The 21,589-nt window shown below is 71.8% G+C and carries 16 protein-coding genes and 2 pseudogenes; 14 read left to right on the top strand and 4 right to left on the bottom strand.

Features of this window, described 5'->3' with window-relative positions; all coding sequences use genetic code 11:
- Positions 1 to 34: 34 nt before the first annotated feature.
- The 6 genes and pseudogenes from AB0F91_RS32655 to AB0F91_RS32630 all read left to right on the top strand — a co-directional run bounded on the left by AB0F91_RS32655 (position 35) and on the right by AB0F91_RS32630 (position 4,662).
- Entirely contained in the window at positions 35 to 940 is a 906-nt protein-coding gene (locus tag AB0F91_RS32655) for an EamA family transporter (protein WP_360603786.1), read from the top strand.
- Complete coding sequence (locus AB0F91_RS32650) at positions 937 to 1,581, top strand: NAD(P)H-binding protein (protein ID WP_360603785.1); 645 nt, start codon at positions 937 to 939, stop codon at positions 1,579 to 1,581. The genes AB0F91_RS32655 and AB0F91_RS32650 overlap by 4 nt, the downstream gene beginning before the upstream one ends.
- A 233-nt stretch (positions 1,582 to 1,814) precedes the next feature.
- Positions 1,815 to 2,579 (top strand): annotated as a pseudogene (locus AB0F91_RS32645) (ABC transporter permease); the annotation flags it as partial.
- Positions 2,580 to 2,694: 115 nt separating this feature from the next.
- Positions 2,695 to 3,603, top strand: a complete 909-nt coding sequence (locus tag AB0F91_RS32640; RefSeq protein ID WP_360603783.1) for an LLM class flavin-dependent oxidoreductase — start codon at positions 2,695 to 2,697, stop codon at positions 3,601 to 3,603.
- A gap of 196 nt (positions 3,604 to 3,799) precedes the next feature.
- The gene (locus tag AB0F91_RS32635; protein ID WP_360603781.1) at positions 3,800 to 4,255 is read left to right on the top strand and encodes a beta-ketoacyl synthase N-terminal-like domain-containing protein; all 456 of its coding nucleotides are present in this window, start codon (positions 3,800 to 3,802) and stop codon (positions 4,253 to 4,255) included.
- On the top strand, positions 4,168 to 4,662 hold the full coding sequence (locus AB0F91_RS32630) for a hypothetical protein (RefSeq protein WP_360603779.1): 495 nt from the start codon (positions 4,168 to 4,170) through the stop codon (positions 4,660 to 4,662). Before AB0F91_RS32635 ends, AB0F91_RS32630 begins: the two co-directional genes overlap by 88 nt.
- A gap of 97 nt (positions 4,663 to 4,759) precedes the next feature.
- On the opposite strand, the gene AB0F91_RS32625 is transcribed toward AB0F91_RS32630, so the two are convergent.
- On the bottom strand, positions 4,760 to 5,344 hold the full coding sequence (locus tag AB0F91_RS32625; RefSeq protein ID WP_360603777.1) for a TetR/AcrR family transcriptional regulator: 585 nt from the start codon (positions 5,342 to 5,344) through the stop codon (positions 4,760 to 4,762).
- 105 nt (positions 5,345 to 5,449) lie between these two features.
- On the opposite strand from AB0F91_RS32625, the gene AB0F91_RS32620 reads away from it, so the two are divergent.
- Together AB0F91_RS32620 and AB0F91_RS32615 are read left to right on the top strand one after the other, a co-directional pair.
- Positions 5,450 to 6,499 carry an aldo/keto reductase gene (locus tag AB0F91_RS32620; RefSeq protein WP_360603775.1) on the top strand — a complete coding sequence of 350 codons (1,050 nt, stop codon included), beginning with the start codon at positions 5,450 to 5,452 and terminating at the stop codon, positions 6,497 to 6,499.
- A 229-nt stretch (positions 6,500 to 6,728) separates the two neighbouring features.
- Entirely contained in the window at positions 6,729 to 7,001 is a 273-nt protein-coding gene (locus AB0F91_RS32615) for a hypothetical protein (RefSeq protein ID WP_360603773.1), read from the top strand.
- Positions 7,002 to 7,218: 217 nt separating this feature from the next.
- Here the strand turns inward: AB0F91_RS32615 and AB0F91_RS32610 are convergent, their stop codons facing one another.
- Both AB0F91_RS32610 and AB0F91_RS32605 read right to left on the bottom strand, forming a co-directional pair.
- Positions 7,219 to 7,887, bottom strand: a complete 669-nt coding sequence (locus AB0F91_RS32610; RefSeq protein WP_360603771.1) for a fasciclin domain-containing protein — start codon at positions 7,885 to 7,887, stop codon at positions 7,219 to 7,221.
- Positions 7,888 to 8,021: 134 nt separating this feature from the next.
- A pseudogene (locus tag AB0F91_RS32605) lies at positions 8,022 to 8,899 on the bottom strand (molybdopterin-dependent oxidoreductase); the annotation flags it as partial.
- Between the two features lie 496 nt (positions 8,900 to 9,395).
- Here AB0F91_RS32605 and AB0F91_RS32600 point away from each other — a divergent pair.
- From AB0F91_RS32600 to AB0F91_RS32575, 6 genes are read left to right on the top strand one after another with little or no spacing between them, the layout of a single operon-like run.
- Positions 9,396 to 10,244 carry a molybdenum cofactor guanylyltransferase gene (locus AB0F91_RS32600; RefSeq protein ID WP_360603769.1) on the top strand — a complete coding sequence of 283 codons (849 nt, stop codon included), beginning with the start codon at positions 9,396 to 9,398 and terminating at the stop codon, positions 10,242 to 10,244.
- Positions 10,245 to 10,282: 38 nt separating this feature from the next.
- Positions 10,283 to 12,085 (top strand): aldehyde ferredoxin oxidoreductase C-terminal domain-containing protein, encoded by a 1,803-nt coding sequence (locus AB0F91_RS32595; RefSeq protein ID WP_360603767.1) that lies wholly within the window; start codon positions 10,283 to 10,285, stop codon positions 12,083 to 12,085.
- A gap of 53 nt (positions 12,086 to 12,138) precedes the next feature.
- A complete protein-coding gene (fdhF, locus tag AB0F91_RS32590) occupies positions 12,139 to 15,093 on the top strand; it encodes a formate dehydrogenase subunit alpha (protein ID WP_360603765.1) in 2,955 nt (984 codons plus the stop codon).
- Positions 15,090 to 16,820: an NAD(P)H-dependent oxidoreductase subunit E gene (locus AB0F91_RS32585; RefSeq protein ID WP_360603763.1), complete on the top strand. Its 1,731-nt coding sequence runs from the start codon at positions 15,090 to 15,092 to the stop codon at positions 16,818 to 16,820. Before fdhF ends, AB0F91_RS32585 begins: the two co-directional genes overlap by 4 nt.
- A complete protein-coding gene (locus AB0F91_RS32580) occupies positions 16,817 to 18,037 on the top strand; it encodes a molybdenum cofactor synthesis domain-containing protein (protein WP_360603761.1) in 1,221 nt (406 codons plus the stop codon). Before AB0F91_RS32585 ends, AB0F91_RS32580 begins: the two co-directional genes overlap by 4 nt.
- Complete coding sequence (locus AB0F91_RS32575; protein WP_360603759.1) at positions 18,034 to 19,941, top strand: molybdopterin biosynthesis protein; 1,908 nt, start codon at positions 18,034 to 18,036, stop codon at positions 19,939 to 19,941. Before AB0F91_RS32580 ends, AB0F91_RS32575 begins: the two co-directional genes overlap by 4 nt.
- A gap of 467 nt (positions 19,942 to 20,408) precedes the next feature.
- On the opposite strand, the gene AB0F91_RS32570 is transcribed toward AB0F91_RS32575, so the two are convergent.
- Positions 20,409 to 21,494 carry a helix-turn-helix domain-containing protein gene (locus AB0F91_RS32570; RefSeq protein WP_360603757.1) on the bottom strand — a complete coding sequence of 362 codons (1,086 nt, stop codon included), beginning with the start codon at positions 21,492 to 21,494 and terminating at the stop codon, positions 20,409 to 20,411.
- Positions 21,495 to 21,589: the final 95 nt, after the last annotated feature.

Below are 21,589 nucleotides of genomic sequence, written 5' to 3'. Positions count from 1 at the left end.
GGACTCATCGGTTCCCGAGGCAGACGATGGACAGGTGACTGCGACTGCCACCCCCGCTCCCGCCGCTGCGCGCGTCGGGTGGACGGCGCTGACGGCCCTCGCTCCGGCGGTGTGGGGCACCACTTACCTCGTCACGACCCACCTCCTGCCGCCCGAGCATCCGCTGTTCGCGGCGCTGATGCGGTCGTTGCCGGTCGGGCTGATCGCATTGCTGGCTGCCCGCCGCCTCCCGCGCGGGGCCTGGTGGTGGAAGAGCGCGGTGCTGGGCGTGCTGAACATGGGGGCGTTCTTCCCGCTGCTGTTCCTCGCCGCGCAGCACCTGCCCGGCGGGGTCGCGGCGACGCTGGGCGCGGCGCAGCCGATCGTCGTCGCGTTCCTCGCTGTCGCGATCCTGCGCGAAAGGCTCTCCACCTGGCGCGTCGCCTGGGGTGTGGTCGGGGTGTCCGGAGTCGCCCTCGTCGTCCTCGGGCCCGACGCGGCGCTCGATCCCGTCGGTATCCTCGCCGGCCTGGCCGGTGCCGTGTCCATGGCCACCGGGGTCGTGCTGACGAAACGGTGGGGCAGGCCCCCAGGCGTCAGCGCGCTGGGCCTGGCCGGATGGCAGCTCACCGCGGCAGGCCTCTTCCTCCTGATCCCGGCGCTGGTGATCGACGGTGTCCCGAGCGACATCGACGGACCGGCCGTCGCCGGGTTCGCCTGGCTCGGGCTGGTCGGTGCGTTGCTGACCTACACGCTCTGGTTCTCCGGCATCCGCCGGCTGCCGGTCACCGCCACCGCGTTGCTCGGGCTGCTCTCACCGCTCGTCGCCGCCGTCCTCGGCGCCGCCGTCGCCGGAGAAGCACTCACGCTCGTCCAGTTCGCCGGTTTCGCGTTCGCCCTCACCGCGACGGTCGCCGGCCAGCTCAACCCACCGAAGAAGAAGGAAATCACCCTGTCATGAGAATCGCAGTCTTCGGCGGCACCGGGATGGCCGGCAGCGCCGTCGTCACCGAGGCCCTGACCCGTGGGCACGTCGTCACGGCCGTGTCGCGCCGCCCGTCCGCCGCGGAAACCGGCAGGCTCGGCGTGCGCGCCCTGGACGTCGCGCGAACCGAGGAACTGGAGCCGGTTCTGGCCGCTGCGGACGCCGCCGTGCTGGCCATCCGCCTCGCGCCCGGCAGTGAGCACCTGCTGGCGCGGCTGACCCGCGGGTTCCTCGACGCCGCGAAGCGATGCGGCACCCGGGTCCTGGTGGTCGGTGGCTCGGCACCGTTGCGTTCGCCGGCCGACGCAGGCCGCCTCCTCGTCGACGACCCGGCCTACGTCCCCGTCGAGTGGCGGACCATCGCCCAGGCCAGCCTCGACCAGTTCCGCGTCTGCCTGGACCATCCCCACGACGCCTGGACGTACCTCAGCCCGCCGGCGATCCTCGAACCGGGAACACGCACCGGCGGCTACCGGCGGGGGAGCACCACGCTCCTCACCGACGGGAACGGAGACTCGCGCATCACCGCACCCGACCTCGCGATCGCGGTGCTCGACGAACTCGAAAGCCCGGGCGGCGAACACCACTTCACGGTCGTCCAAGACCCCTCGGCCTGACCTGCTCCCCGGGCGGCTCGATCCTGCAACGAGGCGGTCGCGACGCCGTTCGTCCAGGCGCTGCCGTCCGCCGCTGGTCGACTGGGCGGGATTGGCCGACCTGCAACGGCTCAACGGGGTGTACGCCGCGGCGTCGATCGCCGAGCTGGACACCGGCCGGACCGGGGCGTTGTCCGTGCGCGCCAATGAGCTGAACGACCCGACCACCGACCGGCACCGACCGGGCCCTGCCGGTGGTCGCGGCGACCGCTGGACTGCCGGCCGTGGTGAACGCGACGATCGCGCAGGGCCGGTTCTTCGACGACGGCCACGTCAGCCGCCACGAACGCGTCGCCGTGCTCGGTGCCGGTGCGGCGAAACTGCTGGGCATCACGCGGGTGGACGACCAGCCCGCGGTGTTCGTCGATGGCCGCGCATTCACCGTGATCGGCATCTTCGGCGACGCCGGCCTGGACCTGGACCTGGACCGCGCGCTGGACACCTCCGTCGTGCTCCCGTACACCACGGCGGCCGACCGGCTGGCGGCAGACCGGTTGGCGGCCGGCGCGGCGACGAAGGTCCTCATCCGCACGGACCTCGGCGCGGCGAGCCTGATCGCCCGCCAGGCCCCGATCGCGTTGAGCCCCAACGGGCACGATTCGCTACAGGTCCTGGCGCCGCCGGACCCGGCGAGCCTGCGGGGCGGCGTCGAGCACGACGTCAACGGGTTGTTCGTGGTGCTCGGACTGGTCTCGCTGGTGGTCGGGGCGATCGGCATCGCCAACGTCACCCTGGTGACCGTGATGGAACGCGTCGGCGAGATCGGCCTCCGCCGCTCGCTCGGCGCGCGCCGCCGGCACGTCGCGGCGCAGTTCCTCGTGGAATCGGTGACGGTGGGGATCTTCGGTGGTCTGCTCGGCAGCAGCGCGGGGATCATCGCCGTGGTGGTCGTCTCGGCGGTGAACGGATGGACGCCCGTGCTGGATCTGTCCCTCGCGGCGGGCGCGCCGATGACGGGTGCGCTGGTCGGGCTGCTCGCCGGCCTGTACCCGGCGATGCGGGCCGCGCGCATGGAACCGGTGGAGGCGTTGCGGTCGGGCCCTGACGCGCCCGGTGGCCGTAAGATCGGTGATCATGAGGTACGCGATCGCGATTCCGCAGTACTACGCCGACGGCTCGTTCGATCCGGGTGCGTTCCGGGACTACCTGGTCCGCGCGCAGGAGGCGGGCTTCCACAGCGCGTGGACGCAGGAGGCCGTGTTCGGCAAGCGCCCGCAGCTGAGCCCGCTGGAGGCGATGACCTTCGCCGCCGCGTGCACCGACACCCTGCGGCTGGGCTGCACGGTGTTCGTGTCCACGCTGCACGTCCCCGCGCAGCTGGCGAAGAGCACCAGCAGCCTCGACCAGCTGTCGCGGGGCCGGCTCGAAGTCGGAGTGGGCTCGGGCGGCAAGAACCGGCCGTTCGCGGCGTTCGGCATGCGGCCCGAGCGCTACCTGGCCCGGTTCACCGAAGGCGTCGAGCTGCTCAAACGGCTGTGGACGCAGGACAGTGTCGACCACGACGGCGAGTTCTGGCAGCTGTCCGGCGCGGCGATCACGCCCCGCCCGTTCCAGAAGCCGCATCCGCCGCTATGGTTCGGCGGCAGCGGGCCGAAGGCTCTGAGGCGCGCCCTCGACCTGGGCACGGGGTTCTTCGGCGCGGGGTCGGTCCCGACGGCCGACTTCGCCGAGCAGGTGCGGTTCGTCCGGGCGCAAGGCGATCGCCCGGACTTCGAGATCGCCAAGCGCGTCTACATCGCCGTCGAAGCCGACGCCGCCCGCGCCCGGGAGCGCGTCAACGCCGAGCTCACCGCGCTCTACGGCGGCCTCCCGCCCGCCATCGCGGCGGCCGCGATCGCCGGCACCCCGGACGACTGCGTCCGCGCTGTCCGCGAAGTGATCGACGCCGGAGCCGAACTCGTTCTGTTCACCCCGCTGTACGACCAGGCGCGCCACGCGGACGTGATCGCCAAGGAGATCATCCCGGCGCTGTCTGTGCGGTGACCGCCACGCCCTTGCCCTGAAACGACTTTGGCGGTTCCGGCGAACGATGAAGCCGGCCCTCGGCAGGCGGGCGGCGGTGACCGGGATCCGGGTCGTCTCACCGGCAGGCGTCGGTGTGAAGGACTTCTGGGAGGGGCTGTCGCGCCCCGCCGTCGCGCAGGCCGTCCGGCGGCTCCCTGGGGTTCGACCCGCGGTTGTGGCTGTCCCACAGGGTGGCGCGCACGACCGGCCGACGCAGATGGCCGTCGCGGCCGCCGACTGGGACTTGGCGGACGCGGGGCTCTCGCGGATTCCGGGCCGGGCGGGGCCGGCGTCGCTCCCGACCGTGGCCGTCGTCTCGGGCACATCCACCGGCGGCCTGACGACGCTGGAGGTACAAGCCGAGGTCCTGCCCCGGGCGGGCGACCGCCAGGTTTCGCCCCACCTCGTCCCGGTGGCGATCCCCGACGCGGGCGCCGCGGCGTTGAGCGTCCGCTACAGGTTGCGCGGCAGAGCGAGCACCATCACCACCGCCTACGCGGCCGGCACTGACGCCGGCGCGGTGGGGGCCAGGCTCGTCGCCTCGTGCGCCGCCGACGTCGTCCTCGCCGGTGGCAGCGACGCGAGCCTCACGCCGACGTTGACCGCGGGGTTCACCACCCTGCGCCCCTGACCTCCACGAGATCTCGCGTCTGTTCGAGGTGGACAGAGCCGGAACCGCCGCCTCGGAGGCGAGCGGCGTGCTCGAGCCCGTCGAGAAAGTGCTGGCTCGCGGCGCCCGCCAACCGACCGTGCCCGCCCCCGGCCGCCACACCGTGCGACATCACCCACGTCAACGCCCACGGCACCTCGACGGCCCTCGACGACGCCGCCGAGGCCCGCGCCGTCCGCCGCGTCTTCGGCGCCTCCCGGCCGCTGGTGACCAGCATCCAGGGCGCCGGCCATTCCATCGGTGCGGCCGGCGCCCTGGCGGCCGTCGCCGTGACGCTCCCCATCGACCACGAGACCGTGCCCCGGTCCCTGGACTGTCCACACAGGACCCATTCTCGACCTCGACGTGGCCCGCTCACTGCCGTCTGACTACGGCCGGCACCGGTGCCACCCGACGCTGATCCGATGGTCGGCGAGCAGGACCCGATCGAGCTCGCGCGTGAAGCTTTGATCGCCTCGCTCCGCGTCAGATCGCCTGCGGCGGCGCCTGCAACCCGGAGAAGACCGCGGCCACGAGGCGCCGCCCCTGGGCCGCGCCGGCGTCGTCGTTCGGGACGCGCCAGAGGAAGCTCATCAGCAGGATGATGTCCGCCGGATCGTGTCCGGGCGCGACGGTGCCCTCCGCGACGCAGGCGTCGACGAGTTTCGCCACCGCCGCGGTGGTCGGGGCCCAGGAGGCGCTGATCACGTCCTGGGCCGCGGCGCTGTGCAACGCGTCGCCGAGGCCGTGCTTGATGCGGATGTACGCGGCGAGCGTCTCGAACCACTCGATGAAGGCGGCCTTCGCCGACGGCTGACGGGCCAGTACCTCGTCGGCCGTGGCGGTGAGGCGCTCGATGTCGTGCTGGTAGGCCGCCAGGATCAGGTCCTCGCGGGTGGGGAAGTGGCGGTAGAGGGTTCCGGCGCCGACACCGGCGCGCTTGGCGACTTCGCTCAGTGGCACGAGGGGGTTCTGCGCGAACAGCTCGTGGGCGGCTTCGATGATCGCGACCCGGTTGCGCGCGGCCGCTTTGCGCTGTGTGCCGTAGGTGCTCGGCGTCCCGTCGGTCATGCCCCCGATCATGCCTCACCTTTGACTCGCGGATAATCCTCCGCTAGTTTGGAGAGTATTTGTGGAGGATCCTCCGCAAGTTGCCTCGACAGGAGACACCCACTCATGCGTTATGTGAAGCTCGGTACCACCGGCCTCGACGTCTCGCCCATCGCGATCGGCGCGATGACCTACGGCGAGCCGGACCGCGGCCACCCCGTCTGGTCCCTGGGCGAACAGGACGCCCGCCCGCTGATCAAGCACGCTCTCGAGGCCGGCATCAACTTCTTCGACACCGCCAACATGTACTCGAACGGGTCCAGCGAAGAGATCCTCGGCCGCGCGCTCAAGGACTTCGCGGATCGCGACGACGTCGTGATCGCCACCAAGCTGCGCCACACGATGCGGCCCGGTCCCAACGGCAGGGGGCTCTCGCGCAAGGCGATCATGTCCGAGGTCGACCACTCGCTGCGGCGGCTCGGCACCGACTACATCGACCTGTACCAGGTGCACCGCAACGACCACGCGACGCCGCTGGAGGAGACCCTCGAAGCACTCCATGATCTGGTGAAGATGGGCAAGGTGCGCTACCTGGGCGCGTCCTCCATGCACGCCTGGGAGTTCGCGAAGGCCCTGCATCTGCAGCGCGAGCACGGGTGGGCGCGGTTCGTGTCCATGCAGGACCACTACAACCTGCTGCAGCGCGAGGAGGAGCGCGAGATGATCCCGCTGTGCCTGGACGAGGGTGTCGGCACGATCATCTGGAGCCCGCTGGCACGGGGCCGCCTCGCCCGCGCTTGGGACGACGCGAAGGCGACCACCCGGTCCGCGACCGACGGCGACTTCGCCGATCTGCTCTACTCGCCCGCGGAAGAGGCGTCGAACCGAGCGATCACGGAAGCCGTCGGAAAGATGGCTGCCGCTCACGGCGTGAGCCGCGCGCAGATCGTCCTGGCCTGGCTGCATCGCCAGCCGGTGGTGACCGCCCCGCTCGTCGGTGCCGGGTCCGTGCAGCAGATCGACGACGCCGTGGCCTCCCTGGACGTCGACCTCTCCGACGACGACGTCCGCTCGCTCGTCGCCCCCTACACCCCGCGCAACGACTGGCAGGGCGTCTCCGACGAGGCGGAGCTCGACGCCATCCGCGCCCGCGTGCCGGGGATGGCCCTGGCGTAGCAGGCGGGTGTGCGGCCGGGCAGATCCACAAGCAACACCCCGACCGGCGCTCGCCGAGCGCGCCGTCCCGAGCCGGACACCGGCGAACGGCGGCCGGCCATCACGCCGGCGCCGGTGGACCGAAGCCGAGGAGTGGTTGCTGGGGCGCACCGTTCGCAGCGCGCGACTCGGATCCTTCGACGCCGCCCGCGCGGGTTGCCGGTGGGTTCGTCACGGGAGCGCGGACGAGGTGGTTCGTCGTCGAGCACTGCGGCTGGTCGGGGTGCGCTTCAAGCCGTGGGGGATTTCGTCGTTCGTCGACACGGCGCCCGAACTGCGGGACCGGTGCGTGCCGGCCGACGCTGCCCGGCCGCGTTCCGTGCATCGGATCCGCACTTCACCGGTGGCGTCGGTGGACGGCTTCATCGCCGACAAAGACGGCGTCGGCCCGCCCCCGGAGTGGTACTCCAGCGGGGACAACCCGACCGTCGAACGTCGTGGCCGGCAAGACGAGCAGGTCTGAGACCCTTCCGGATCCGGAAGCCCTTCAAGATCTCCAGCGCCTCCGCGGACTACGTCCGGTAGATGTGGGAGAGGCGGCGGCGTGCTGCACCTCGGGTTCAAGGTGTGCCGCCGACGCTGGCCGCTGAGGCGGCGTCGGGAGACGGCAACGAGCCCGGCGTGGCCTGGGGCAAGCACGCCGGGCTCGTTGTCCGGAGGGGTTGCGTGGGACCTCGGGGTCAGTTCTCGTTGGTGCCCGGGATGAGGACCTGGTCGATGACGAAGACGGTGGCGTTCTTGGTCGGGATGTTTCCGCAGAGGATCTTGGCGCCGTTGACGGTCATGCTGTCGCCGTTGCCTTCGATCTTGAGCGGCCCGCCCGCGGTGTTGAGCGAGGCGACGGTGCCGGCGGCGGCGAGGCCCTCGGCGTCGTAGCGCTTGCCGACGACGTGGTACTGCAGGATCGGCGCGAGCTGGTCGGGGTTGCCGGCCAGCTCCTGGAACTTGGCGTCGCCGAGGGCGTTGAACGCCGGGTCGGCAGGGGCGAACACGGTGATGGCCTGCTGGCTGTTGAGCGTGTCGACGAGGTTGGTCGCCTTGACCGCAGCGACCAGCTTGGTCAGCAGCGGGTTCGTCGACGCGGCCGACGCGACCGGCTGCGGGCCCATGGAATCGAGCGAGCCGGGCGCGTTTCCTTGCGGCAGCTGGGAACACGCCGGGCCGAACACGTCGGCGTTGGTGGTCATGCCGTTGGAGACGTCGGAGTCGGCGCTCGACATCGGAGCCGAGGTGGCCGGGGCGGGGGTGCTGCCGCCGGACGAGCCGCTGTCGGCACCGCTGCCGCAGGCAGCGAGCGCGAGGGCGGCGGCAGCGGTGACACCGATTCCGGCGATTCGAAGGGATTTCACGGTAGAGCTCCGTTCACAGTGGACAGATGGCGCAGGACCGGCTGTGGTGGGGTCGCCGGGGTGTTTCTCGTAAGGAATTCGGTGCCGGTCGGCGAAAGGTTGGGTGCGGACGGCAACTCTTTCGAGTGAGCCGGTCAGGTCGCGATGAACGTGGTGGAATGCCAGCCGGTTGCGCCGTCGGGGACGGTGCCGGCGCGGGCCTCGGTCTGGGTGTGGCCGGTCTTGTCGTTCGCGCGGACGAACACCTGGTGTGTACCGGGTTTCACGGCGATCCGGGTCCACCACATGCGCCAGGTGTTCAAGTTGACCTCGCTCGAGGGTGGTCCGTTGCCACGGGTTGTCCACTTTGATCTCGACGTCGGCGATGCCGTTGTGGAGCCAGTACGCCTGCCGCGCCTTCCAGGTGGTCACCTCGATGTCCACGACCCACTTGGTCGCCGACACGTCAGCCGTAGAGGCCCGGCGTGCCCAGCCGCGCGGGAAATCCGTGTTCCAGCGGAAGCGGTTCCCGGTTCATCCCGATCGCCAGCATCGCGCCGCGGTCGCGATCCAGGGCCGCCGCTGCAGGGGTGCCGGAGGTCCAGCCGTCGAGACTCGTGCAGAACAGCTGCTCGGCTCCCGGCCGCACCCCGGCTTCGGCCAGCAGGTCGGCCAGGTCGACCCCGATGAAGTCGGACGTCGACACGTAGTCGCTACCAACCTCGTTGGACACACAGGTCAGGGTGATCGTGCGTTCGACCAGCGGGCGGTTGCGGATGTCGGAGTAGCCGTAGCGCGGTTCGCGCTCCACCATGCCGTGGACGCGCAGGCTCCAGTCCTCCGCGCGCAGCTGCGGTACCGACAACGCCGTGTCCACCCGGTAGAACTTGGGGTTGGGCGTCAGGAACGTCGGGGTCCCCAGCTTGGCGAAGTCGGCGTCCGCCGGGGTCGCGGGCGCGGATTTCGCGGGCACGAGGGCACCCATCGCCGCCCGGGACGCCGTCGCGTCCCGGGCGCCGCTGACCAGCTGGCCGGCCCCGTGCTGCTCTGAATCCCGGCCCTGTTCCTGTCGCCGGCGCTGGTCACCGCGCTGGGCTACCGCACGGTGAAGGTCGCGATCGCCGTCGGTTCCGGAAACTCACCGAAGACACGGCCAGGATCGCCGTGCGCGGTGGCCAGCACCACGACCGGGCCGACAGGCCGCCCGCTCGTGCGGTGTGTGGTGGTACGCGGTGCCGCTGCGCCACGTGCTGCCCGACGCGAGTCTACGAAGCGCCGGCGTCGGAATGGGGCACGTTGATCCCCCACGGACGCAACTACCCGGCCAACGCGTGGTGGCTCACCGCGTTGCCGGGCCTGACGATCGCGGTGACTGTGCCGGCCACCAACCGGATCGCCCGGGCACGGGACGGCGAATGGGCGCGGCAGGGACGACCGGGCCCGAACCGCTGCTGCGGATGCGTGGTGAGTGCAGTGCGCCGGCCGTTGGTTCTCGCCACCGTCCGTGGCCCGCGGCTATCCTCCGTCAGATGCGGAGCGAGGCGGGTGTGGTCCTGGCGGGCGGGCGTTCGTCCCGGATGGGCCGGCCCAAGGCGGGCCTGGAGTGGCACGGCTCGACATTGCTGTACCGGACGTGCGCGGTGCTGGGCCGGACGATCGACGGGCCGGTGGTGGTCGTCGCGGCGGCCGGGCAGGAGCTGCCCGGCCTGCCGGCGGGGGTTGCGGTGGTCGAGGATCCGGTCGAAGGCCTCGGGCCGATGCAGGGTGTGGCGGCGGGTCTGGCCGCGGTGGCGGAGCGGGCCGAGGTCGCGTTCGTGTGCTCGACAGACATGCCGTTGCTGCATCCCGCGTGGGTACGGCGGGTGCTGCGCGGGCTCGCGGAGACAGGCGCGGACATGCTCATGCCGTTCGCCCGGGGATTCCGGCAGCCGCTGGCGGCCGGGTACCGGACGTCGCTGGCCGGGCTGATCACGGAGCTGATCGGCGAGGGCGACCTGCGGCCGGGGATGTTGTTCAAGCACTGCGACGTCGTCCAGCTCGACGACGCGCGGTTGCTCGACGATCGGGCATTGGTCCGGCTCGATCCGCAGCTGGAGTCGGTGATCAACGTGAACACGCCGGAGGACTACGCCGAGGTGCGGGGTCGTGCGGCGCCGGAGGTGACGGTCGAGCGGTTCGGTGCGCTGGCGGGCAAGGACGGGCACCGGCCGCGGACCGGAAGAGCGGCCACGTTGGGTGCGGCCGCCGAGCTGGCGGGCCTGGCCCTGGACCGGCACGTGGTCGCCGCGGTGAACGGTGAGCAGGTGACGCGGGATCCGTTGCTGCCGCTCGTCACGGGAGATTCAGTGGCGTTCCTGTCGGCAGACGCCGGCGGTTGACCGCGCCACAACCCCCCGAACGGGCCTACAGTCAAGGCATGGCGCCGGGAGGCTTTTTCGGACGGGCACTGATCGTCGACGTCGGTGGTGACGCGGCGACCGGTGAGACGTGCGAGCTGGACGAGCGGGTGCTGCGCGCGTACCTCGGCGGTGTCGGGCTGGGTACGTGGTTGCTGCACCGGTTCGCGCCGCCGCGGGTGGATCCGCTGGCACCGGAAGCGCCGCTGGCGTTCGTGTTCTCGTCTCTCGTGGGCACGCCGCTCACCACCAGCGCGAAGTTCGCGGTGGTCGCCAAGTCGCCGCTGACCGGTTTGCTCACCGACGCGCTGGCTTCGAGCCAGTTCGCGATCGCCGGGAAGCTGACCGGGCACGACGCGATCGTCATCCGGGGCCGCGCCGCGCGGTTGTCGGTGCTGCTCGTCGACGGCGACGGCGTGCGGCTCGAACCGGCGCCGGAGCTGGCCGGGTTGCCCGCGGCCGACGCCGAAACTCGGGTCCGGCAGCGGTTCGGGCGCGGCTGGCGCACGGCGGCGATCGGGCCGGCCGGGGAGCGTCAGGTCCGCTACGCGACGATCAGCCACGACGGCCGCCACGCCGGGCGCGGCGGCCTCGGGGCCGTGCTGGGAGCCAAGAACATCAAGGCGGTTCTCGTGCGGTCGGCGACGAAGGTCGCCGTCGCGGACCAGGCCGGGGTGCTGGCCGCCGCGAAGGATCTGCGGCGGCGCAGTTTCGGCCCGGCGACGGCGAAGTACCGGGAACTGGGCACGCTGGCGAATCTGCTGGCGTTCAACGCGGTCAGCACACTGCCGACCCGCAACTTCACCGCCGCCACATTCGACGGCGCGCCGAGGCTGGCCGCCGAGGAGCTGCACGAGCTGCGCGGGGTGGCCCGCAACAGCTGCGCGTCCTGTTCGATCGGGTGCGAGCACATCTACTCCCGCAAGGGCGGCGGCAGCCAGCGGATGGAGTACGAGAACGTGTTCGCCCTCGGCCCGCTGTGCGGGGTCTCCGATCCCGACGACGTGTTCGCCGCCAGCGCGAAGTGCGACGAGCTGGGCCTGGACACGATCTCGGCCGGTGGCACCATCGCGTGGGCCATGGAGTGCGTCGAGCGCGGCCTGATCGACGAACCGTGGCTGCAATTCGGTGACGGCGCCGCTTTGCTGCGGGCACTCGAGGCGATCGGCGCGCGTGAGGAAGGGCTGGGTGAGCTGCTGGCCCAGGGGTCCCGGCGCGCGGCCGGGATCGTCGGGCACGGCTCGATCGGCTTCGCCCCGCAGGTGAAGGGCCTGGAGCTGCCCGGTTACGAGCCGCGCGGCCTGCAGTCGATGGCGCTGGGCCTGGCGGTGAACGCGCGCGGCGCCGACCACAACCGCTCCGGCGCCTACGAAGCCGACCTCTCCGGCGAGCTGAACCGGTTCCGCGGCGGCCCGGCCCACGTCGGCGCGGCGATCGGCACGGAAGACCGGGCCGCGGTAATGGACTCGATGATCCTGTGCAAGTTCCTGCGCGGGGTGTTCGAAGACCCGTTCGCCGAGTGGGCCACGCTGTTGTCCCTGGTCACCGGGTGGTCGGTGGACTCGGCCGAGCTGCGTGCCACGGCCGCGCGGATCGTGCGCGCGAAGCGGGCGTTCAACCAGCGCGAAGGCGCCACCGCGAAGGACGACACCCTGCCGCCCCGCATGCTGGAAACGCCGCTGGAGCTGGCGTCCGGTCGTGCCGCGACGTTGACCGGAGAGCACTTGCAGGCCATGGTCGACAGTTATTACGTTGCCCGTGGGCTCGATGAGGAAGGACGGGTGCGCGCGAGCGATCTCCCGGAACTCCTCCTTGACGCCTGACTGTACGAGGTATGTTGTATACGACATACGCTCGCTTGTGACGGAGGTCAGTGATGACGACAGTCGAAGAGCAGGTCACAGCGGTGCGCACGGTGACCACGACGATCGACGGCCACTCCGTGACGGTGCCCGAGGGGACGAGCATCTACGACGCGGCCAAGGAAGCCGGCGTCGACATTCCCGTGCTGTGCCACGACGAGCGCTACGACCCCGTCGGCGTGTGCCGCATGTGCGTGGTCGACACCGGCGGCCGCGTGTTCGCCGCCGCGTGCGTGCGCCCGTGCGAGGACGGCATGGAAGTCAAGACCAGCACGCCCGAACTGGAACGCAACCGCGCCACCCTCACCGATTTGCTGCTGTCGGACCAGCCGGACCGCGCCGAGGACCCCAAGCAGACCACGACGGGCGACAACCTGCTGCTGGAGCTGGCGGACCGCTTCGACGTCGCGAAGGAGACCACCGACCTGCCCTGTGGCTCCGGGCGCGGCACGGACCTGTCCAACCCGGTCATCGGCGTCAACCACGACGCCTGCATCCTCTGCGACCGCTGTGTCCGGGCGTGCGACGACATCCAGGGCAACGACGTGATCGGCCGCTCCGGCAAGGGCTACTCGACGAAGATCGCCTTCGACCTCGACGACCCCATGGGCTCCAGCTCGTGCGTCACGTGCGGTGAGTGCGTGCAGGCGTGCCCGACCGGCGCGCTGACCAACAAGCCGATCAACCTCATCCCGATCCAGCCGCGAGAGCAGCTCGACGCCGTCGACAGCGTCTGCCCCTACTGCGGGGTCGGCTGCGCGCTGACCTACTACGTCGACCGCGACCGCGGCGCGATCTCGTTCGCCGAAGGCCGCGATCAGCCGGGGTCGAAGAGCCGCCTGTGCGTGAAGGGCCGCTACGGCTGGGACTACGCCGCCTCTCCCCAGCGGCTCACCACACCGCTCATCCGCATCGACTCGTCGTACCCGAAGGGCCCGCTGTCCGCGGACGTGCGGGGCGACGCCGAGAACGACCGCGGGCGTGGCGGTGGCGGCGGGAACCGCAGTGGTGGCGGCCGGAGCCAGAAGCGCGGCCGCGACGGCCGGCGCAAGCCGGGCGGGCTCGTCGACTACGACGAGGTCATGCCGCACTTCCGCGAGGCGACCTGGGAGGAGGCGCTCGACCTGGTCGCGCGGCGGCTCAAGGAGATCCACGCGATCGGCGGGCCGGGCGCGATCGCCGGGTTCGGCTCGGCGAAGTGCTCCAACGAGGAGGCCTACCTCTTCCAGAAGCTGATCCGGGCCGGGTTCGGCACGAACAACGTCGACCACTGCACGCGGCTGTGTCACGCCTCCTCGGTCGCGGCGCTGTTCGAGGGCGTCGGCTCGGGTGCGGTGTCCACGACCTACGGCGACGTGGCCAACGCGGACATCGTGATCATCACCGGGTCCAACCCGACGGCGAACCACCCGGTCGCCAGCTCGTTCTTCAAGCAGGCCCGCCGGCGCGGCACCAAGATCGTGTACGTGGACCCGCGCGCCAGCACGGTGGCCGAGCACGCCGACTACTACTGCCAGGTCAAGCCCGGCACCGACGTGGCGTTCTACAACTCGATCATGCACGAGGTGATCCGGCTCGGGATGATCGACCGCGAGTTCATCGCCGAGCGCGTGTCCGGCTACGACGAGCTCGCGCGCACGGTCGCCGAGTACCCGCCCGAGCGCGCCGCGCAGATCACCGGCGTGGACGCGGACCTGATCCGCGAGGTCGCCCGCGAGTGGGGCGAGGCGGGCGCGGGCGTCATCTACTGGGGCATGGGCATTTCCCAGCACACCACCGGCACCGACAACGCCCGCTGCCTGATCGCGCTGTGCTCGATCACCGGCAACGTCGGCCGGCCTGGCACCGGGCTGCACCCGTTGCGTGGCCAGAACAACGTGCAGGGCGCCTCGGACGCGGGCCTGATCCCGATGTTCTACCCGGACTACCAGGGCGTCGACCTCGACCGCACCCGGCAGCGCTTCGAGCAGGCATGGGGCACGACGCTCGACCCGAAGCGCGGTCTGACCGTCACCGAGATCATCGGGTCGGTCCTCAAACCCGGTGGCGTGCGCGGGATGTACATGCTCGGGGAGAACCCGTTCCTGTCCGACCCGAACATCAACAAGGTCCGCAAAGCCTTGGCAGCGCTGGACTTCCTCGTGGTGCAGGACATCTTCCTCACCGAGACCGCCGAGTTCGCCGACGTGATCCTGCCCGCGTCGTCCTACCTGGAAAAGGACGGCAGCTACACCAACACCGACCGGCGGGTGCAGCTGGGCCGCAAGGTCATGGACCCGCCCGGGCAGGCGCGGGTCGACTGGGAGATCGTGCAGGACATCGCCCGGCGGATCGGCCTGGACTGGAACTACTCGGCTCCCAGTGAGATCTTCGACGAGATGGTCGCGCTGATGCCCTCGTACAAGAACCTGCGCCACGACAACCTGGGCCTGTCCGGCAAGCTCTACCCCAACGCCGACCCGGAGCACTCGGACGGCACCGTGGTGCTGTTCGACGAGCGGTTCAACACCGACGACGGCCTGGCCCACCTCGTCGCCGCGCAATGGCTGCCCGCCAAGGAACTCCCCGACGCGGAGTACCCGCTGGTGCTCAACACCGGCCGGCTCCTGGAGCACTGGCACACCGGGTCGATGACGCGGCGCTCGTTCGCGCTGGACTCGATCTCCCCGATCGCGGAGGTGTACATGCACCCGAAGGACGCCGCCGACCGGGGCCTGGCCCACGGTGAGATCGCGCGCGTGCGGTCGCGGCGCGGGGTGATCGAGCTGCAGGTGCGGATCTCGCACCGCGAACAGCTCGGGAACTGCTTCATCCCGTTCCACTTCCGGGAAGCGGCGGCGAACCTGCTGACCATCGACGAGATCGACCCGTACGGCAAGATCCCCGAGTTCAAGTTCTGCGCGATCCAGGTCGAGGCCCTGGGCGCGGCGCACACGGAATCCGTCACGGCGGCAGGAGTCGCGGAATGACCTTGAGTCCCGAGCGGGTGCCCGGCGTCGAGGCGCGGGCGGGCAAGTTCCCCGGCCCGTCGCTGATCCCGGCGCTCAACGCGATCCAGGCCCGGCTCGGCTGGCTTCCGCGCGAGGAGCTGGAGCAGCTGGCCCGCGATGTGCGCCGGCCGCAGTACGAGATCGAGGGTCTGATCTCGTTCTACCCGCACTTCCGCACCACACCGCCGAAAAAGGTGCAGATCAGCGTCTGCCACGACTTGTCGTGCTGGCTGCGCTCGGGCGAGGAGCGGATCGAAGAAATCAAGCAGCAGTACGGCGACGACACCGACGTCGAGCTGGTCGAGGTCTCGTGCCTGGGCCGCTGCGACGTCGCGCCCGCGGCCGCGGTGAACGAGCACCCCGCGCCGGTGTCCGAAGTGGACTCTTTGGTCACGGCCGCGCGTGGCGGGGGAGTCGGGGACGCGCCGGCCGTGCGGCGCGAGGAGCCGTGGCCGAACGACCCGTACCCACGCGGTTCCGGGGTCGGGGACCGCTATCGCTCGTTGCGCGCGTTGCTGGCCGGCGAGATCAGTGCCGAGTCCGTGGTGGCGACGCTGAAAGACTCCGGGCTGCGCGGCATGGGCGGCGCCGGGTTCCCGACCGGGCAGAAGTGGAGCCTGGTCGCGGGCGCGCAGCCGGGCACGGTGAAGTACGCCGTCTGCAACGCCGACGAGTCCGAGCCGGGCACGTTCAAGGACCGGCAGATCCTCGCCGAGCAGCCGCACCTGGTGCTGGAAGGGCTGCTGCTGGGCATGGCCGTCGTCGGTGCCGAGCAGGGCTGGGTGTTCATCCGGCACGAGTACGGCCCCGAGGAACACGTGCTGCGTGAGGAGATCGCCGCGCTGCGCGAGGCCGGGGTGATCGGGCCGGACGCGTGCGGCAGCGGGCGCCGGCTGGACCTCGACGTGTTCGTCTCCCCGGGCGGCTACATCCTCGGCGAGGAGACGGCGCTGCTCGAGTGCATGGAGGGCCACCGCGGCGAACCGCGCAACAAACCGCCGTTCCCGGGCAACTACGGCCTGCACGGCCGCCCCACGCTGATCAACTCGGTGGAGACCTTCGCCGACGTGCCGGTGATCCTCCAACGGGGCGCGGATTGGTGGCATGCGCAGGGCATCGGCGACTCGACCGGCTGGAAGTTCTTCGCCGTCTCCGGGCACGTGACCGCCCCGGGCGTCTATTGCGTGCCGATGGGCACCACCGTGCGGGAGCTGATCGACACCGCCGGCGGCGTGCTGGACGGTGCGCCCGTGGGCGCGGTGCAGCCGGGTGGGGCGTCGTCCAACTTCATCGGCCCCGATCAGCTCGACCTGCGGCTGGACTTCGCCTCGCTGGCCGAGGCCGGCACGATGCTCGGCTCCGGCGCCCTGGTCGTGCTCGCCGAGGGCACCGACCTGCTGGCCGCGTCGACGAATGTGCTGCGGTTCTTCCGCAACGAGTCGTGCGGCAAGTGCGTGCCCTGCCGGGTCGGCTCCACCAAGGCGCACACGCTGCTGCGCGGTGTGCTCGACTCGGAGTCGGCATTGGACGATGCCGGGCGGGGGAAGATCCTGCAGCTGGAAGAGGCCATGCGCAAGACCTCGATCTGCGGGCTCGGGCAGGTCGCGCTCGGGCCCGTGGTGTCCGTGCTCGGCTTGGCCAAGGGCGCCGCCGCGGCCCGTCCGCACCCGAAGCCCGAGGGCGCGAAGGACCAGCCGGATCGGTGAGCGGACGCGAGTTCTTCACCACCCGCACCGTTGCCGAGGCTCTCGCCGGGTTCCGCCCGGCGCACCGCACCGCGGTCGAGACCGTGCCGTTGTCGGCGGCGCTGCACCGGGTGCCGGCCGGGGACATCCCGTCGCCGCACGCCCTGCCCGGGTTCATCAAGTCCACAGTGGACGGATTCGCGGTCCGGGCGGCGGACACGTACGGCGCCTCCGACGGCCTGCCGTCCTATCTGGACCTGCTCGGCGCCGTCCGGATGGGTGCGGCGCCCACGGTGTCCGTGCGGCCGGGCGGCTGTGTGGCGATGCCGACCGGCGGGGTGCTGCCCGAGGGGGCGGACGCGGTGGTGATGGTCGAGTTCACGGCCGAGACCATGCCGGGCACGATCGAGGTCACGCGGCCGGTCGCGCCGGGCGGCGGGCTCGTGCGTGCCGACGACGACGTGGCCGCAGGCGCGCCGCTCGTCGCCGGCGCCCGGCCGCTGCGGGCGCCGGACCTGGGTCTGCTGGCCGCCGCCGGCGTGGTGAGCGTGTCGGTGCACGCGCGGCCGCGGGTCGTGATCATCTCCACCGGTGACGAAGTGGTTCCGCCGGAGACCTCGTCGTTGAGCGCGGGCCAGGTGCGTGACGCGACGGCGTCCGCGCTGGCCGGCTTGGTGCTCGACGCCGGTGGTGAGCCGGTCGTCGCCGGTATCGTGTCGGACGAGCCCGGGGCGTTGAAGGACAAGCTGACCTCCGTCCTTCCGGGGGCGGATCTCGTGGTCGTGTCGGCCGGGTCGTCGGTCGGGGCCCGGGACGAGACCGCGGGCGCCGTCGCCGCGGTCGGCGAGGTGTGGTGTCACGGGCTGGCGATCAAACCCGGAAAGCCCACGCTGCTGGCCGAGTGCGCCGGTGTCCCGGTGATCGGCCTGCCGGGCAACCCGCTCTCCGCGCTGGTGGTGTTCGGCCAGATCGGGATTCCCCTGCTGTGGCGGCTCGGCGGCTGCGAGATCCCGCCCGCCCGGCCGTCGACGCGGGCGCGGCTGTCGCGCGATCTGGCCTCGGCCGCCGGGCGGCTCGACGTCGTGCAGGTGCGTGTCCGCGACGGAGTCGCCGAGCCACTGTTCGGGCCTTCGGCCTTGCTGTCGGTGCTCACCCGCGCGGACGGGTACGTGGTCGTCCCGGAGCCGGCGACCGGGCTGGACGGCGGCCTGGACGTCGATGTCACGCTGTACGCATGAACAGCCCGTTCATCTCCGATGTCCCCGCCGCCCAGGCCCACGACGCCTGGCGGGAAGCGCGGGCCGCCGCCGGGTGCCCGGCCCGGGTCGGGGCGATCCGGGTCCCCGCCGGTGCCGCGGTCGGCCGGGTCACGGCGGAACCGGTGTGGGCGCGGCGGTCTTCACCGGCGTTCGACTCGTCCGGGATGGACGGTATAGCCGTGCGGGCGGCCGACACCGTCGGGGCGTCGGAGACGACGCCGGTGGTGGTGACGGACTTCGAGGTCGTCGACACCGGTGATCCGCTGCCGCCCGGGTACGACGCGGTGGTCATGCGCGAACACGTCCACCACACGCCCGACGGCGCCGAACTGCGCACGGCGGTGCCGCCGTACCAGCATGTGCGCTCGATCGGCGAAGACATCAGCGCCGCCGAGCTGCTGCTGCCCGAAGGGCATCGGCTGCGCCCGGTCGACGTTGCCGCGAGTGCCGCCGCCGGCGTCGTCGAGCTGTCCGTGCGGCGGGCGCCGATCGTCGTGATCATCCCGACGGGCGACGAGATCCGGCCGATCGGGACCGAGCTGCGGCCGGGCGAGATCGCCGACACCAACTCGGTCATGCTGGCCGCGCAGGCCCGCGAGGTCGGTTGCGACGTCCGGGTCACCGCCATCGTCGCCGACGACCCGGCCGCCATCGCCGTGGCCGTGCGCACGGCCGCGGCCGAGGCCGACCTGGTCATGCTCATCGCCGGATCCAGCGCGGGCCGCGACGACTACACCGCCCGCGTGGTCGCCGAGGCCGGAACCGTTGCCGTGCACGGAGTCGCGGTGCGACCCGGGCACCCCGTGGTGCTCGGGACGGTGACGGGCGAGAAGGGCACGCCGATTCTCGGTGTGCCCGGCTATCCCGTCTCCGCGGCCCTCACCTTCGACATCTTCGCCGCGCCGCTGCTGGCCGAGCTCGAAGGCGCCGCACCGCGCGAGCGGCCCTCGACGACCGCGCGGCTCGCCCGGAAACTGCCGTCGGTGGTCGGGATGGACGACTGGGTGCGCGTGCGGCTCGGCCGCGTGCAGGAGCACGTCGTCGCGACCCCGCTCCCGCGCGGCGCCGGTGTGCTCACCTCGCTCGTCCGTGCGGACGGGCTGCTCGTCGTGCCGGCCGGCGTCGAAGGGCACCACGCCGGCACCGAGGTCCGGGTGGAGCTGCTGCGCGGACTCGCCGAGATCGACCGGACCATCGTCGCGATCGGCTCGCACGACCTCGTGCTCGACCTCGCGGCCTCGGCGTTGCGCGCCACCGACCCGCTGGTGACACTCGCGTCCTCCAACGTCGGCTCGCTCGGCGGCCTGGTCGCCCTGCGCGACGGGCTCTGCCACCTGGCCGGCTCGCACCTGCTCGACCCGGCCACCGGCGAGTACACCCTGCCCTACGTGGAGCGGTTGCTCGGCGACGACGCCGCGGTGATCCGGCTCGTCCACCGCGACCAAGGCCTTCTCGTGGCGCCCGGAAATCCGCTGGGCCTCAAGGACATCGACGATCTCACGCGTCCCGGCGTGCGCTACGTCAACCGCCAGCGCGGCGCCGGCACCCGCGCCCTGCTCGACCACGAACTGGGCCGCCGCGGCATCGACCCCGCCGCCATTCCCGGTTATGCCCGAGAGGAACACACGCACCTCGCCGTCGCCGCCGCGGTCTCCGCCGGCCGCGCCGACACCGGGCTGGGCATCCTCGCCGCGGCCCGCGCCTTCGGCCTCGACTTCGTGCCTGTGGCGCAGGAGCCCTACGATCTCGTGCTGCGCACCGCCGATGTGTCGCACGACCTGCTGGCTCCCCTGTGGACACTGCTCGCGGACCCGGGCTTCCGAACGCGCGTCGAGGAGCTCGGCGGCTACTCCTGCGCCCAGACCGGCGAACGCATTCGCTGACTCAGACGGTTACGCACGCCGGGGCCCGGCAGCCGAACGCCACCGTGCCGGGCTCCAGGCGTAGCTCGTGCCGTCGTGCCACCGCGGCCGTCGGTGTTCTCGACCACAGCGGTACGCCGCGGCTGCTGCAGACGACGAGGCTGCCGAGCCGGGTGCAGGTCGCGCAGTTGCCGGCCCCGACGCACGTGACGACCAGCAAGCGCGGGCCCTGTATTCGAGGTTCCCGTCCGGCCGCATCGCGCGGTGGGGCATGCTGACCGCCCTCGGGAACCGTCTCCTCGGCAGTTGACCGCGCCCGGCCCCGGCGGGACGCGCTCACTTCCCGTGGCTCGCGGACGGCCGTCTTCGTCGGGATGCAGGGGCGAAACCCATGCCATCGCGCACGGTTTCATCCGGCGGCAGCGCGCGAGCTACCGCGTGCCGCCCTCGGCCACGAAGAAGCGGGGAACCTGGCAGACCGAAGCCACTCAGCGCAGGACAGCCGCCAGCAGGTCGGCCCCCAGCGCCGTCAGGTCGGGCAGATTGAGGGTGTATCGGACATAACGACCGTGCCGGCGGGTCGTGAGCAGTCCCGCGCGACGCAGGACGGCGAGGTGGCGGGAAACCTCCGGGGGTGAAAGTTCCCAGGCATGGGCCAGCTCACCGGTGGTGTGCGGGCCGCGGGCCAGGGTGCGCAGCAGCCGCAGCCGTACCGGATGGGCGAGTGCCTCCAGCCGGAGCGTGACCGTTTCCAGCGAAACCGGCGGCGACGGACTCGCCTCGGCGACGGGGTACTGCACCACCGGCTGCCACCCCGGTGCGTGGACCGCCACCAGGTGCGGGCGGCCGAAGACGCTGGGGAGGAAGGTCACGCCGGTGCCGTGGCAAGCGGTCGCGTTGTCCTGGAGCTTGTCCACGACGATGCAGTTGCCGTCCGGTGCCAGGGTGATGGCGCCGGAGACCGATGCGAGTGCGGCCCCGATGCCCCGGCGCTTCAGCAGGTCGTTCTTCAGGCGCGCGTCGGCTGCGAGTTGCCCGGTGACGCCCGCCCAGGCGGCGTCGAAGAAGGCCTCGGCGCACTGTTCGAGGGTGCGCCGCACCCGAGCCCGCACGGCTGCGGGGTCCGTGAGCAGCCGTTCCGCGAAGGCCTCTTGGAGCGCGCCACGGGCCTGGGCGATGTCCAGGGCCCGCTCGCGCGCGGTCGCGTCGGCGAGCGGTGACGGCGCAGCAAAGTGGACCCGGTTGCTGCCGCACGTCGTGTTGAGCGCGGCGGTCACATAGGTTTCGTCGTCGATCCGGTCCACCTCGTCCAGCTCCTCGGCGAGGGTCGGCAGGGGACGGGCGGGGACCAGGAAGTCGGCTCGTGAGGAACGCCAGAGGAACTCGGGCTCCCTGAGCCGCTCGGCCAGCTCCGGCCGCAGCCCGCCCCAGACGTCTCCGGCCCAGCCGGCGAGCCGCGGGTGATGCCCGGGTTCGGCCAGCACGTGCAGCATCGCGGTCAGCTCGGCCAACGGGGAGGCAGCGAACCGCAGCCTGCCGGACGGCAGGCCGCCGATGTCGATCCTCAACGTCATCCCCGCATTCTCGCCGGTCGGATGGCCGACGACCGCGTCGGTTGACGGTGTCCGTCAACCGACGCGGTGGGCCCGGCAGCCGAGCGCACCGTGGA

It is taken from the genome of Amycolatopsis sp. NPDC023774 (genome assembly GCF_040639695.1).
In the GTDB taxonomy this organism is placed as follows: domain Bacteria; phylum Actinomycetota; class Actinomycetes; order Mycobacteriales; family Pseudonocardiaceae; genus Amycolatopsis.
This window is presented reverse-complemented; position numbering and strand designations above follow the sequence as displayed.

Coding starts and splice junctions, on each gene's coding strand:
- AB0F91_RS32650 (WP_360603785.1), top strand. CDS start 937: ATGAGAATCGCAGTCTTCGGCGGCACCGGGATGGCCGGCAGCGCCGTC.
- AB0F91_RS32640 (WP_360603783.1), top strand. CDS start 2,695: ATGAGGTACGCGATCGCGATTCCGCAGTACTACGCCGACGGCTCGTTC.
- AB0F91_RS32625 (WP_360603777.1), bottom strand. CDS start 5,344: ATGACCGACGGGACGCCGAGCACCTACGGCACACAGCGCAAAGCGGCC.
- AB0F91_RS32620 (WP_360603775.1), top strand. CDS start 5,450: ATGCGTTATGTGAAGCTCGGTACCACCGGCCTCGACGTCTCGCCCATC.
- AB0F91_RS32600 (WP_360603769.1), top strand. CDS start 9,396: ATGCGGAGCGAGGCGGGTGTGGTCCTGGCGGGCGGGCGTTCGTCCCGG.
- AB0F91_RS32595 (WP_360603767.1), top strand. CDS start 10,283: ATGGCGCCGGGAGGCTTTTTCGGACGGGCACTGATCGTCGACGTCGGT.
- fdhF (WP_360603765.1), top strand. CDS start 12,139: ATGACGACAGTCGAAGAGCAGGTCACAGCGGTGCGCACGGTGACCACG.
- AB0F91_RS32585 (WP_360603763.1), top strand. CDS start 15,090: ATGACCTTGAGTCCCGAGCGGGTGCCCGGCGTCGAGGCGCGGGCGGGC.
- AB0F91_RS32575 (WP_360603759.1), top strand. CDS start 18,034: ATGAACAGCCCGTTCATCTCCGATGTCCCCGCCGCCCAGGCCCACGAC.
- AB0F91_RS32570 (WP_360603757.1), bottom strand. CDS start 21,494: ATGACGTTGAGGATCGACATCGGCGGCCTGCCGTCCGGCAGGCTGCGG.